The organism is Gammaproteobacteria bacterium (assembly GCA_015709695.1).
Classification (GTDB): domain Bacteria; phylum Pseudomonadota; class Gammaproteobacteria; order Steroidobacterales.
Genome location: CP054183.1, coordinates 2,245,052 through 2,258,264 on the forward strand (window position 1 = coordinate 2,245,052; position 13,213 = coordinate 2,258,264).

General features: G+C 69.4%; 8 protein-coding genes. 2 read left to right on the forward strand and 6 right to left on the reverse strand.

Annotated features, from left to right (window positions below; all coding sequences use genetic code 11):
* Nucleotides 1-2,232 carry an acyl-CoA dehydrogenase gene (locus tag HRU81_10485; GenBank protein QOJ32499.1) on the reverse strand — a complete coding sequence of 744 codons (2,232 nt, stop codon included), beginning with the start codon at nt 2,230-2,232 and terminating at the stop codon, nt 1-3.
* A 15-nt stretch (nt 2,233-2,247) separates the two neighbouring features.
* A complete protein-coding gene (locus HRU81_10490) occupies nt 2,248-3,801 on the reverse strand; it encodes an acyl-CoA synthetase (GenBank protein QOJ32500.1) in 1,554 nt (517 codons plus the stop codon).
* A gap of 376 nt (nt 3,802-4,177) precedes the next feature.
* Here HRU81_10490 and HRU81_10495 point away from each other — a divergent pair, with 376 nt between their 5' ends.
* Nucleotides 4,178-4,438, forward strand: coding sequence for a hypothetical protein (locus HRU81_10495; GenBank protein QOJ32501.1), 261 nt, complete (start codon nt 4,178-4,180; stop codon nt 4,436-4,438).
* Between the two features lie 57 nt (nt 4,439-4,495).
* On the opposite strand, the gene HRU81_10500 is transcribed toward HRU81_10495, so the two are convergent.
* The 4 genes from HRU81_10500 to HRU81_10515 all read right to left on the reverse strand — a co-directional run bounded on the left by HRU81_10500 (nt 4,496) and on the right by HRU81_10515 (nt 10,452).
* A complete protein-coding gene (locus HRU81_10500; protein QOJ32502.1) occupies nt 4,496-7,594 on the reverse strand; it encodes an efflux RND transporter permease subunit in 3,099 nt (1,032 codons plus the stop codon).
* The gene (locus tag HRU81_10505; GenBank protein ID QOJ32503.1) at nt 7,591-8,715 is read right to left on the reverse strand and encodes an efflux RND transporter periplasmic adaptor subunit; all 1,125 of its coding nucleotides are present in this window, start codon (nt 8,713-8,715) and stop codon (nt 7,591-7,593) included. The genes HRU81_10500 and HRU81_10505 overlap by 4 nt, the downstream gene beginning before the upstream one ends.
* 93 nt (nt 8,716-8,808) lie before the next feature.
* On the reverse strand, nt 8,809-9,990 hold the full coding sequence (locus HRU81_10510; GenBank protein ID QOJ32504.1) for a PD40 domain-containing protein: 1,182 nt from the start codon (nt 9,988-9,990) through the stop codon (nt 8,809-8,811).
* Between the two features lie 162 nt (nt 9,991-10,152).
* On the reverse strand, nt 10,153-10,452 hold the full coding sequence (locus tag HRU81_10515; protein ID QOJ32505.1) for a hypothetical protein: 300 nt from the start codon (nt 10,450-10,452) through the stop codon (nt 10,153-10,155).
* A gap of 210 nt (nt 10,453-10,662) precedes the next feature.
* Here HRU81_10515 and HRU81_10520 point away from each other — a divergent pair, with 210 nt between their 5' ends.
* Complete coding sequence (locus tag HRU81_10520) at nt 10,663-13,122, forward strand: TonB-dependent receptor (GenBank protein QOJ32506.1); 2,460 nt, start codon at nt 10,663-10,665, stop codon at nt 13,120-13,122.
* The last annotated feature ends 91 nt before the right edge of the window (nt 13,123-13,213 follow it).

Genomic DNA, 13,213 nt, shown 5'->3' on the forward strand with positions numbered 1-13,213 from the left:
TCAACTCCGGGTGCGCGGCAGCCCGAGGCCGGCTTCCGCGATGATGCTGCGCTGGATCTCGCTGGTGCCCGCGAAGATGGTACTGGAAATGCTGCGCCGGGCCGACCACTCGATGAGGCCGGCACCGGTGTAGCCGCGCAGGAGCGTGTCCGGCGCCGCCAGGCGCAGCAGCTGCTGGCTGCAGTTCATCCAGGACTCGCTGCCCATGAGCTTGACCATCGGGCCCTCGTGCTTGCGCGCCTGGCCATGCTCGAAGGCCCAGAGGCTGCGCCGCGAGAGCACATCGGTGACCTGCATGCGCGCGGCGGTTGCGGCCAGTGCCAGCCGCAGCCGCGGGTCGTCGATTGGCCGGCCCTCCGCGCCCGGCTCGCGCGCCCATTCGAGCGCCGCCCTGCCGAGCTCACGCAACCAGTTGACATAGAGGTCGCCGCCGGACTGCTCGATCGCCAGCGCCGCGGCCAGCACCTTCACGCCGCCGTTCACCTCGCCGATGCGGTAGCGGTCCGGCACCTCGAGGTCGTTGTAGAAGGTCACGTTGGTGCGCTCGTCGCCGATGGTACGGATCTCGGTCACCGAGTAGCCGGCCTGGCGCACGGGGGCCAGGAACAGGGTGATGCCGCGGTGCTTGTCCGGCGCGGTGCGCGTCACCATCAGGTTGTAGTCCGAGCGGTGGCCCGAGGAGGTGAACATCTTCTGGCCGTTGATGAGCCAGCCGTCGCCCTTCCGGGTGGCGGCCGTCCGGGCCGCGAAGATGTCCGAGCCGCTGGTCGGCTCGGTGTAGCCCATGGCCAGGTAGACCTCCCCGGCGGCGATCTTCGGCAGCAGCTCCTGCTTCATCCAGTCGCTGCCGGCGTGGTGGATCACCTTCCAGAGCATGTCGGTGATCCCGGGCATGAGCATGTGCCAGCCGGCCTCGGCGAGGGTTTCGCGGATCGCCGCTGCGGCCCGCGGCGACCGGCCGGGGCCGCCGTACTCCCGCGGCAGCTCCGGGTACAGCAGGCCCGCGGCGGCGAGCGCCTGCTGCAGCCCGGGGTCGAAACCGTCCAGCGAATCGCGCATGAAGCGCCGGCGCGCCTCGCTGCCATGCCGGCGCAGGAAGGCACGGGCTTCCTCGCGCGCCGCATCGGCCTCGGCGCCCCAGGCGAAATCGATCGCCACCTCGCCCGCGTCCGGCAGCGCCACGACGGGCGCCTCCCGCCCCGTCGCCGGGCCATACAGCAGGTCCGCCGCGAGCAGCAGCTGCTTCTCCGGGTCGCCGCCGACCAGCAGCTGGGCGCCGGCGCGCCGGTAACAGAGCTGCGCGTCGTACTCCAGCGCCGTGCCGTAGCCACCGAAGATGCGCAGCGCGCCGAGCGTCGCCTCGTGGGCGTTCACCGCCGCCCACCACCAGAGCATCGCCAGCAGCGCCGCCGCCTCCGGCTCGCGGCGCGCGATGGCATCCACCGTGCGCCAGGCCAGCAGCCGCGCGCCATCGACGCGGGTGAAGGCCTCCGCCAGCACATGTGAGACCGCCTGGTACTCGCCGATGCGCCGGCCGAAGGCCTCGCGCTCGCAGGCGTACTCCGCCGCGCTGTCGATCGCGCGGCGCGCGATGAGCGCGAGCTGTGCCGCGCCGAGCAGCTGCCATTCGGCGAGCGCCGCGGCGAAGGCTTCGCGGGTACCCGCGAGGTCCACCCGGGAATCGCTTGCATCGAGATCCAGAAGCTGCGCCGCGATCGCGCCATGCTGTGTCTGGCCGGCGCCATCCGCCGGCATCGGCAGTCGCGCCACGCCGCGACGTATCGACAGCGCATCGCCCTGCAGGCAGAGCACCGCATCGGCCACCGCGCCCGCCGGCACCAGCTGCCGCGGCCGGGTGCCGGCATCGTGCAGGGCCAGCGTGGCGATGGCCCGTCCCGCGAGGCAGTCATCGAGCAATGCGGCAGCCTCGCTGCCACCGGCCAGTGCCAGCAGGCGGTTGGCCACCACCGCCTCGACCAGCGGCACCGGGGCGAGCGCGCGCCCGGCCTGTTCGGCCGCCAGCAGCGCGTGCATCAGGCTCATGCCGCTGCCGCCCTGGTCCTCGGGAACCCGCAGCGCCGGAATACCCAGGTCCACGAGGATGTCCCAGAGTTCGCGATCGAAGCCGACCGGTTCGGTGGCACGAATGCGCGCGCCGCTGCTGTGCTCCTGGAACACGCGCTCGAGGCTGGATTCGAGCAGCAGCTGCTCGGCGGACAGTTGCAGGTTCATGCCGCCCTCCCCGCCTCAGACGATGCGTGAGCCGGCATTGCCCCAGTAGCGGTCCCTGAGGATGCGCTTGTAGAGCTTGCCGGTGGGCAGGCGCGGCAGCTCGTCGACGAAATCGACGCTGCGCGGACACTTGTAATGCGCCAGGTGCTCGCGGGCATAGCCGATGAGCTCGGCCGCCAGCGCCTCGCCCGGCGTGGCGCCCGGCGCCGCCTGCACCACCGCCTTCACCGCCTCACCCATCCCGGGATCCGGCACGCCGAACACGGCCACGTCGGCCACGGCGGGATGCAGGACCAGCCGGTCCTCGATCTCCTGCGGATAGATATTGACCCCGCCGGAAATGATCATGAAGGTGGCGCGGTCGGTGAGGTAGAGGAAGCCGTCCGCATCCACGTGGCCGACGTCGCCGAGCGCGCTCCAGTTGCCATGCTGCGGATGGCGCGCCGAGCGGGTCTTGTCGGCGTCCTTGTGGTACTCGAACGGATTGCCGGACTGCTCGAAGTAGACCAGCCCGGACTCGCCCGGCGGCAGCTCGCGCCCCTCCTCATCGCAGACGTGCAGGATGCCCATCACGGCCTTGCCGACCGTGCCCGGATGCGCCAGCCACTCCCGGGAATCGCAGTGGGTGAGCCCATGCAGTTCGCTGCCCGAGTAGTACTCGTAGAGGATCGGCCCCCACCACTCGATCATCTGCTGCTTGACGACCACCGGGCAGGGCGCGGCGCCATGCACGGCGACCCGGTGCGAGGACAGGTCGAAGCCGCTGCGCTCGGCGAGCCGGCGCTTGAGCAGGCGCACGAACATCGTCGGCACCCACTGGCTGTGGGTGATGCGGAACCTCTCGATGGCGCGCAGCGCCTCGATCTCCTCGAAGCGCGGCATCACGACCACCGTGCCGCCCTGCACCGTGGCCGCCACGCCGAAGCCCGTCGGCGCCGAGTGGTACAGCGGCGCGGTGGACAGGAACACGGTGTCCTCGTCGAAGCCCCAGAGCGTGCGCTGCGGCCCCGCGAGCTGGGCCGCACCCTCGCTGATGGGCAGCCCCGACAGCGGGCGCAGGATGCCCTTCGGCCGCCCGGTGGTGCCCGAGCTGTAGAGCATGAAGCGGCCCTCCGGCTCCGCCGCCAGCGGCTGCGCCGGCTGGACCGCCAGCTGCGCCTCGTAGTCCTCGTAGCCCTCGATCGCCCCGTTGATCGCCAGCCAGGTATGGCAACGCGGCGCCAGGCGCGGCAGCTCCCGCGCCACGCCGGCCAGCGTGCCCGACGCCACCAGCAGCTGCGCCTCGCAGTCATTGAGTATGTACGCCGCCTCCTCCGCCGTGAGGTAGCGGTTGATCGGCGTGACATAGAGCCCCGAGCGCAGCGCCGCCCAGATGCCCTCGAAATAGCGCAGGTCATTGTCCATGAACAGCGCGACATGGTCGCCGGGCCGCAGGCCCCGCTGCCACATCAGCTGCGCCAGGCGATTCGAGCGTGCATCGAACTCGCCATAAGTCACCGTCGCGCCGCTGGCCGCATCGATGAACGCCGCCTTCCGCGGAAACTTGCGGGCCCAGTTGCCTGGATACATCGCCGGTCCTCCTGCCGGGTGCCCGGGCCGTGCCGGGTGCCGGGCTTACGGTTACGGAAACCTTGCTTCTACCTGCCAACCCATCATCTTTGCCGGGCGCGGGCGTTGCAAGGGCTCCGGGCTGATGAGGGTGCGGGACCGGAAGCGGTGCGAACTGCCACTTTCAGGCCGCGGTCCATCCCTTGCGATCGGCGATGGAAGAACCAAAAATCGCTTGGCCGTGATGGGCTGCGGAGTCGGGATTCAGCGATGATGGAGCCAGTGAGCCGGTGAGATCTCTGCGGGAAACTCCGCCGGGTGCTGCACGCCGAGTGGTAGCCAGGAGCCACCTCGCGGGGCATATCGAGGCGCCTTGCCGGCGCCGCAGGAGGAAGCCATGACTGACAGTTCCAACCTGATCATGGTCTTGATCGTTCTGGTGGGCGTGATCGCCGTATTCCTCGTATGCAGGGAAGCCGTTTGCTGGTACTGGAAGATCAACAAGCGCCTGGCGATGCTTGAAAGATTGGTTGACCAGCAAAGCACTCTGGCCTCTCTGCAGGCATCGACGAATGACAAGCTGGATGATGTCTGCCAGGAGCTGAGGCAGATGCGCAAGCAGAACGAGTCTGGCTTCCAGCCGCCAGGGTCCCGTTAGTCCCATGGCTCGGCCCCCTGCCGTCAGGCAGGCGGCATGATGGATCACCCGGTGCGGCTACGAGTTCGCTGAAGCCGCCGTCCGCCCCGGTGCGCCGTCGCGACCAGCGGCACTGCCGGCCGCGGCCGGCCCGGCCTCATGCGCCCCGGACAGCCACAGGTACACCGCGGGCAGGATCAGCAGCGTGAACAGCGTGCCGATCGCCATCCCCGAGACCAGCACGATGCCGATGCTGTTGCGTGCCGCCGCGCCCGGCCCGCTGACCAGCACCAGCGGCAGGTGGCCGAACACCGTCGCCGCGGTGGTCATCAGCACCGGGCGCAGCCGCTCCAGCGAGGCCTCGCGGATCGCCGCCATGCGCTCCTGCCCAGCCTCGCGCAGCTTGTTGGCGAACTCGACGATGAGGATGCCGTTCTTGGCGATCAGGCCGACCAGGGTGATCAGCCCCACCTGGGTGAAGATGTTGATGGTGGTGAACTCGAGGAAAGTGAACACCAGCGCACTGGTCAGCGCCAGCGGCACCGAAGCCAGCAGGATCACCAGCGGGTCGCGGAAGTTGCCGAACTGCGCGGTGAGCACCAGGTAGATCAGCACCACGGCGAAGGCCAGCGTGCCACTCAGGGTCGCGCCCTCGGTGCGGATCTGGCGTGACTCACCGGCGTAGTCGATCGCATAGCCTGGCGGCAGGACCTCGGCGGCCGCCGCCTCGAGCGCCGCCAGACCCTGCTCCTTGGTCAGCCCCGGGAAGATGCCGCCGTTGATGCGGAACGAGTTGCGCTGCTGGAACCGGTTGAGCGAGCGCGGCGCGGCATTGCTCTCGACGCGGGCGAAGCTCGAAACGGGAATCAGCTGCCCGCCAGGGCCCATGACCTTGAGGTCGAGCAGGCGGCTGACATCGCGGCGCTCGGCCTCGCCCATCTGCGGGATGACCTTGTAGCTGCGCCCGTCAAGGTTGAAGCGGTTGACGTAGGCGCCGCCGAGGAGCACGCCGAGTTCCTGGCCGACCTGGGTGAGGTCGAGCCCGAGGTCGGCCACGCGGTTGCGGTCGATCACCACGCTGGCCTGCGAGATATCCACCTTCAGGTCCGTGTCGGCGAACATGAAGCGGCCGGAGGCGCGCGCCGCCTTCACCAGGCTCTGCGCCACGGGCAGCATGCGCTCGATGTCATCGGCGGCAGTCACCACCATCTCGACGTCGAACTGCCCCGCTCCGGGCAGCGCCGCTGCCAGCGACACGAAGGCGCGCGCACCGGTGATATCGCGCACCAGGCCATAGGCCTGCGGCAGGATCTCCATGGCGCTGCGCTCGCGCTGCGAATAGTCCTTGAGCGCCATGCCGCCGAAGCCGACGTTGCGCCGCGACACCTCCCAGCTCAGGTAGGCCTCCGGCAGTTCCAGCAGCCTGCGGACGACGTCGGCCGTGCGCTCGGCGGTGTAGCGCACCGAGGCGTCGGGCGCCGACTCGACGAAGATGCTGATCTCGCCCTGGTCCTCGGTGGGCGCCAGCTCCCGTGGCGACAGCAGGAACAGCGGCGCGAGAAGCAGCAGCGCCGCGCCACCGGCCACCAGCGTGGTATTGCGCTGCGCGAGGGTGGCGTCCAGCACGCGGGCGTAGCGTTCACGCAGTCGCGTGAAACGTGCCTCGACGAATGCCGCCAGCCGTGGCCGCTCGCTGCGCTCGCGCACCAGCTGCGAACTCATGACCGGCGAGAGCACCAGGGCGACGATGCCGGACATGATCACCGCCATCGCCAGCGTGAAGGCGAACTCCTTGAAGAGCACCCCGGTGAGACCGGAGAGGAAGCCGATCGGCGCATAGACCGCGGCCAGCGTGATGGTCATCGACACCAGCGGCGCGAACAGCTGGCGGGCGCTGGCCAGCGCCGCGTCGATCCGGCTCATCCCCTGGTCGACCAGCCGCTGCACGTTCTCGACGACGACGATGGCATCGTCGACCACCAGCCCGACCGAGAGCACGATCGCCAGCATGGTCAGCAGGTTCAGCGAGAAGCCCAGCAGGTACATGAAGATGGCGGCGCCGACCAGCGAGATCGGGATGGCGACCAGCGGCACCAGTGCGGTGCGTAGCGAGCCGAGGAACAGGAACACCACCAGCGCGACGATGGCCACCGTCTCGGCCAGCGTGGTGAAGATGCCGCGGATGGCATTGCGCATGTAGAGGGTGCCGTCGTAGCCGACCAGCACCCGCATGCCCGCAGGCAGTGACGGCTCCAGCTCGGCGAGGCGGCGGTACAGCGCATCGGCCACTTCGATCTCGTTCACCCCCGGCAGGGTCCACACGGCCATGAACACCGTGGGCTCGGCGTTCTCCCGCGTCTCGGAGGCAGCCTCTTCGGCGCCGAGTTCCACCCGGGCCACGTCGCGCAGCCGCAGGGTCGCGCCCGCCCTTTGCCGCACGATGAGATCGGCGAACTCCTCCGGTGAGCGCAGGTCGGTGTTCGCCAGCAGGTCCACCTGCGCAGACTGCCCCTCGGTGCGGCCGAGCGCCGCCAGGTAGTTGTTGCGGCGGAGCGCGTCGTAGACCTCGCGCGCGCTGACGCCGAGCGCCGCCATGCGCTCCGGATCGAGCCAGATGCGCATGGCGAGCGGCGTACCGCCGGCGATGTCGGCGCGTTGCACGCCCGGCACCGTGGACAGGGCCGGCTGCACGGCGCGTGTCAGCCACTCGGTTACCTGCGCGCGGCTGAGGCGGTCGGACTTGTAGCTGATGTAGAAGCTGGCGTAGGGGCGGTCCGCCCGCTGCACGACGACGGTGGGCGGCTCGGAATCGCCGGGCAGCTCGGCGCGAATCTGGTCGAGCCGCGCGCCGACCTCGGTCAGTGCCACATTGGCGTCGGCGTTGAGCTTCAGCCGTACCGTCACCGTCGACAGCCCGGCAATGCTCTGCGACTCGACGTAGTCGATGCCGGTCACGGTGGCGACGGCGCGCTCGATCGGCGTAGTGATGAAGCCGCGCACCACGTCGGCGCTGGCACCGATGTAGGTGGTCTGGACGATGATCGCCGCGCTCTCGATGCGCGGGAACTGCTGGATGGGCAGGTTCAGCGCTGCCCGCCCGCCGACCAGCAGGATGGCCAGGCTCGCCACCAGGGCGAGCACCGGCTTGCGGACGAAGGCTTCGAGCAGCCGGTTCACGAGCCGCGCGGCGCCCCGGCCGCCGGCGCCCCCGCCTTCCCGTCCGCCTCGATGATCTTCACACGCGACCCCTGGCGCAGCTTGAAGGAGCCTTCGGTTGCCACGCGCTCGCCGGCGGCGAGCCCATCGAGGATCACCACCTCGGAATCGAGCGTCGGCCCGGTACGCACGAAGCGTTGCTCGGCAGTCGGGCCTTTCGCGTCGCCGGCATCCTCGCGGATGACGTAGACATGATCGCCAAAGGCCGCACGGCGCACCGCTGCCTGCGGCACCGCCAGCACCTCGCGGGCTGCGGCGGCCGCCACCGTCACCTCGACGAAGGCGCCCGGTGTCAGGCCGGCGGCGACCGGCGCCTCGGCGCGCACGCGCACGGTGCGCGACGCCTCGTCGGCGCGCGCGTCGATGGCGCGGACCACGGCGGTGGCGCCGGCAGGCAGGCCCGCGCCGGCCAGGCGCACTTCCATGCCCGGTGCCAGCTGCGCGGCGATTTCCTGCTGCAGCCGGAAGTCGACGAACACGCTTTCAGCCACGCTCTCCAGCGTCGTCAGCTCGCTGCCCGCGGCGAGGTACTGGCCCGGGTGCACGTCGCGCAGGCCGATGCGGCCGCGGAACGGCGCGCGCACGGTGCGCCGCTGGATGGTGGTGGCGATCACGTCGCGGCGCGCCTCCGCCTGGGCCAGCTGCGCCTCGGCGCGGTCCACCTCCGCCTGCGTGCCGGCGCGCTGCTCGACCAGCTTGCGGGTGCGCTCGGCCGTGAGGCGGGCGAGCGTGATGTCCGCTTCGGCACTGCGCAGCTCCGCGCGCTCGGAACGCGTGTCGAGCTCGAGCAACACCTGGCCGGCCTCGACGACCTCGCCGGAATGGAAGCTGACGCGCGCGACCGTTCCGGGCAGCTCGTTGCTCAGGGTGACGAATTCGCGCGCCACCACGGTGCCCGGGGCGCTGGCGGCGACCTGCCAGTTGATGGGGTGCGCCACCGCCACGCTCACCGACTCCGCCGGATTGGCGAATGCGGCACCCGCCGCGATCGCCGCGGTCACGCGCCAGTACTTGTAGCTGCCGAGTGCCGCAACGACGGCAATCAGGGTGATGACGATGAGAAGCAGGGCACGTCGGTTCATGCCCGGATTCTACGGGCTGCCCATGCCACTGCAAATGCGGGGCCATGCCGTTGGCCGCCTGTGGAACGGCGACGAGGCCGGGACGGGCGCGGATTACTCCGATAATGTGCTGGCGGCGGGGCGCATGTCGGCAATCACCGCATTGTCGGGTACCGGAGTGGCCGGGATGCCCTTGTAGTTCCCGGGCCCGAGTCCGAGCGAAGACACATCCATCACATACACCGAGAATCCTGCCGCCTGCCTTGCAAAGACCATCTTCCGGCCATCCGGTGACAGCGACGGCAAGCCGTCGAATCCCGGGCTGTAGGTCAGGCGCCGGGGCGCATCGCCCGCGAGGTCGCCGAGGAAGACCTCCCAGTTGTTGCCGTCGACCACGCGCACGAACACATAGTGACGGCCATCCGGCGCCGGATACGGCGCCCAGTTCATGTCGCGGTCGAAAGTGCGCTGGGTGAGGCCCGTGCCGTCCTGCCGGATGGTGAAGACGGTCATCGGCGTGATCCACCGCCTTTGCCCCTGCGGCTGCTGCTTGCGCAGTTCGTTCTTCACGCTCCTCTGCCAGGCACGGAACATGATGGTCTCGTTGTCCGGCATGTAGAACGGGGCGCCTTCCTGCCAGTCATCGGTGCGGGTGATCTGCTGCTCCCCGCTGCCGTCGGCGCGCATCCGCCAGAGATCCATGCGCCCGTCGGTCTGGCGCCCGAAGACGATCCACTTGCCGTCCGGCGATACGGACACCTCCGCGTCGTACCACTGGTTATGGGTGAGGCGCCGGACATTCCCGCCTTCGGGGTCGGAGAGATAGAGCTCCGCGCCGCGCGGATAGTCGGCATCGTCGAACCAGTTGCCGAAGGGCATGTCCATGTTGTCGCGGGTGGAGGTCCAGACGATCTGCTTCATGTCGGGAAAGAAGTATGAGCAGGCATCCTGGCCGTGGTCATTGATGCGGCGGACGACGCTGCCATCGTCGGTGAACACGTAGGTCAGGGAGCCACCGCCACCGGAACCCTCGGCGCGCTGTGCCTGCGGGTCGTCCATGTTGGCGATCAGATGCAGGCTGTCTGCGGCGTAGTAGGCTTCGCCGCCCGGCGGGAGGTTGGGCACCTTGCGTACCGGCAACTCGACGCCTGGCACGGGTGTGGCTGCCGCGGCCGGGCTGGCCGCCGGGCCGGTATCGGCCGATTGCTGCGGGGAGGGTGCCGGGGAGCAGGCCGCGAGCACGGCCAGCAGCAGGCATCCCCCTGCGCCCTGCGAGGCTGAAGACAATCCGGCCATGGTGCACCTCCTGCACTTGACCTTCATGCAGCGCCGCGGGGTGCGGCGCGCCTGCGCCCAACCATACTCCAGGAACTTTCCCCGTGCGAGGCAGGGACGGCCGCTGCCAGGCCCGGCATCACGAAGGCCGTGCCGGCGCCCGCCGGCGGCATGACGACCCGGTCAGCGGCGCGGCTCGCCGCCCTTCCGGACCGGGCCGGTCAGCCCGGCCGGGTCGGCCGGCGCAGCCGCAGGTGCTGCGACATCTTCCGGCGGTACCACGAAGGCCGGTACCACGCCTGGCCCGGTAACCACTTCGGTGGCTGGCGGCGGCGGCGCCGCGCGGGGTGCAAAGTAGATACGGGTCAGCGTGTGCATGCTCCGGAGAAAGCCGTCGAAACCCAGCATTAGCAGGCTAATGGCCACCGTGGCGACGAGCGCTGCGGTCAGCTGCCTGGCGATGCGGTTCCGGGATGGGGTCATTCGGCAGCGGCAAGTGTAACCCAGGCAACCGAACGGGCACCTGCGCTTGCCTGAACCGCATCGCCCTGTGTTATGGTCGGCCACATCGTGGATCACCATGCGCTCAGGTCCTCTGAACATGGTCAACACCTCCGCATCGGGATGCTGATGCGGACGGCCACCGCGATCCCCCGTCTCTTTCCGGTCCCACGGTCAACAGGAGGTCGTGCCATGCGACGCACCCGCGCATTCCTTGCCGTACAGCACCAGCCCGCGACCATCGCCCAAGGCAGGGCTGCGGGAGGGCTGGCCGTGGCCGCCCTCCTGGCGGCGTTCCCGGCAGCCGCCGAGATCGACGAGATCGTGGTGGTCGCGCAGAAGCGCGAGCAGTCGCTGCAGGAGGTGCCGATCGCCATCTCCGCCTATGGCGCCGATTCGCTGAGTGAAGCCGGGGTACGCGACATCCGCGACCTGGCGGTGCTGTCGCCGAGCCTGGTGCTGTCGAGTTCGCAGTCGGAAACCGCCGGCACCGTGGCCCGTATCCGCGGCATCGGCACCACCGGCGACAACCTCGGCCTGGAATCCTCGGTGGCGGTGTTCATCGACGGCGTCTACCGCAACCGCAACAACGTGGCGCTGACCGACCTAGGGGAAATCGAGCGCATCGAGGTGCTGCGCGGCCCCCAGGGCACGCTGTTCGGCAAGAACGCCTCGGCGGGCGTCATCAACATCATCACCAAGTCGCCGGACCTGGACGCGTACAGCGCCCATGCCGATGCCAGCTTCGGCAATTACGACTATTACAACCTCAGCGCCGGCGCCACCGGTCCGGCCTTCGGCGGCCTCGGCTTCAGGCTCGATGGCACCTTCACCAAGCGCGACGGCTTCATCGATGATCTGGCCTCGGGCAGCGAGTACAACGACCGCGACCGCTACCTGCTGCGTGCCCAGCTCGGCGGGCCGATCAGCGATGACCTGGACCTGCGCCTGATCGTCGACTACGCCAACCGCGACGAGACCTGCTGCGCCTCCGTCAGCCGCGTGGTCGGCCCGACAGCGGCCGCCATCGCCGCCGTCGGCGGCAAGGTGGTCAATCCGCCCGATCCCTACGCGCGCCAGATGTACAGCAACCCGCAGCGCGGCTACGACCAGGACGTGGAGGAATGGGGCGCCTCGGCGGAGGTGAACTGGGATATCGGCATCGGCACGGTCACCTCGATCACCGCCTACCGGAAATGGGATTCCGACCGCTCGCAGGACATCGACTTCACCAACGCCGACATCCTCTACCGCGCCCCGGGCACCTACGAGAACAACTTCGAGACCTTCAGCCAGGAGCTGCGGCTCGCCGGCACCACCGGCCCGGTGGACTGGCTGCTGGGCGCCTACTACATCAACGAGGAACTGACCTTCATCGATGCGGTGCGCACCGGAAACGCCTATGAAGGCTATGCGAACCTCCTGCTGTACGGCCTCAATCCCGGCGGTGGCCTGACCCAGCTCAGCACCATCACCGGGATGGCGCCCGGCTCCGTCTTCGTGGACGGCCGCGGCGCGCAGAGCGACCACTTCAAGCAGGATGCCGACAGCTGGGCGCTGTTCACGCACAACATCTGGAACATCAGCGACGACCTGCGGCTCACCATCGGCCTGCGCTACACCGACGAGAGCAAGGACCTCGACGCCAGGCTGGTCGCCGACAACCCGGCGTGCACGGCCGCCGCCGCGCGACTGGCCGCCGTGCCGGCTCTGCTGCCCTACCTCACGGCGACCGCGCAGCTGGTCTGCACACCGCTCTACAACTCGCTGGTGGACGGCAGCTATGCCGGCACCCATGACGACGAGGAATGGAGCGGTACCATCGCCCTGTCCTACGACATCACCGCGGACTGGCTCGCCTATGTCTCCTACGGCCGGGGCTACAAGGCCGGAGGCTTCAACCTCGACCGGGCGGGATTCGCCAACCCCCTGATGGCGCTGGCCTTCCCGCCGCCGCGGCCGGTGATCACGCCCTCGGCCAGGGACCTCGAGTTCAGCAACGAGACCGTGGATGCCTACGAGATCGGCAGCAAGTCGCGGCTGTGGGACTTCCTCACCCTCAATGTCGCGGCGTTCTACGAGGAGTTCGACGACTTCCAGCTCAACAGCTTCACCGGCACCGGCTTCACCGTCAGCAACCTGCCGAAGGTGACCTCCAAGGGCGTCGAACTGGAGGTGCTCGCGCAGCTGACGGACAGCCTGCGGCTGCAGGGTGGCGCGGCCTACACCGACGCCCGCTACGACGACGGCACGGATACGCCCGCCGCGCTGCGCAGCCAGCGCCTGACCAATGCGCCGTTCTGGGTGGTGACCGCCGCGGCCACCTGGGAGCAGCCGATTTCGGACATGCTCACCGGGTTCGTGCACGGCAACTTCCGCTTCAACAGCGACATGAACACCGGCTCGGACCTCGACATCGAGAAGGAGCAGAGTTCCTACGCGGTGGTCGACGCGGGCCTGGGCTTCCGCACCAACGACAACCGCTGGGTATTCGAGGTCTGGGGCAACAACATCTTCGACCGCGACTACGCGCAGGTGGTGTTCGACGCCCCGCTCCAGGGCACCGGCACCGGACCGGGCTCGACGCAGACCTTCAACGCCTTCCTGGGCGATCCGGCGACCTGGGGCATGACGGTGAGGGTGAACTTCTAGGCCGGCTTGCCCGGGATTATGTAACCCCCGCCCCCAGCGGCATTGCGGCGTTTGCTGCAGCGGCGTAGCGTAGCTCGCAGGGCCCTCGTGG